Consider the following 556-nt stretch of genomic DNA (forward strand, 5'->3'; position numbering starts at 1 on the left):
ATATATGGTGAAACCTTTGATACAATTTTTCCTACACCATGTAATAAACCAGCTGTTGCTGCTCCTATAATTCCATCGAATAAAATTTGACTTAAACTAAATTTACCATCTATAGCTTGAGTCAATAGACTATCAGCAGCTCCATTTATTCCACCAAAACTCATAACTCCTGCTGCACTTTCAAAGGCACCAAATGGACCAAATATCGCTCCAGATACTGCTCCTATACAAGCTCCCTTTAGTACATTTTTTGCATAAGTTCCAAGACTACTTTTATTACCACTTATACTATCAGATATTGCAGTACTTACTACTGCACATGCTGCTCCTGCACATGCACCTAAGACAACTGCTCCAATTACTGCTGCTGTTCCAAATGTTGCCACAGATGCAACTACTGCAACAGTAGCCAATACTCCTACTAACAAACCTCCCCAGTTAAACCCTTTCTTTTCTTCCTTAGGTGGTTCCGGTGGTGCTGGTTTTCTACCTGCTATTGGTTCATCATCAAAGGGAGGATATGTTTCTCTATCTCTTCCTTCTTTTATTACATTAT

The 556-nt window shown here is 38.8% G+C and carries 1 pseudogene; it reads right to left on the minus strand.

What is annotated here, in order from left to right:
- Positions 1-556 (minus strand): annotated as a pseudogene (locus tag OIO11_RS00215) (hypothetical protein); the annotation flags it as partial.

Origin of the sequence: Clostridium sp. ZS2-4, from assembly GCF_026719745.1 — a bacterium.
Taxonomy (GTDB): Bacteria; Bacillota; Clostridia; order Clostridiales; family Clostridiaceae; genus Clostridium_H.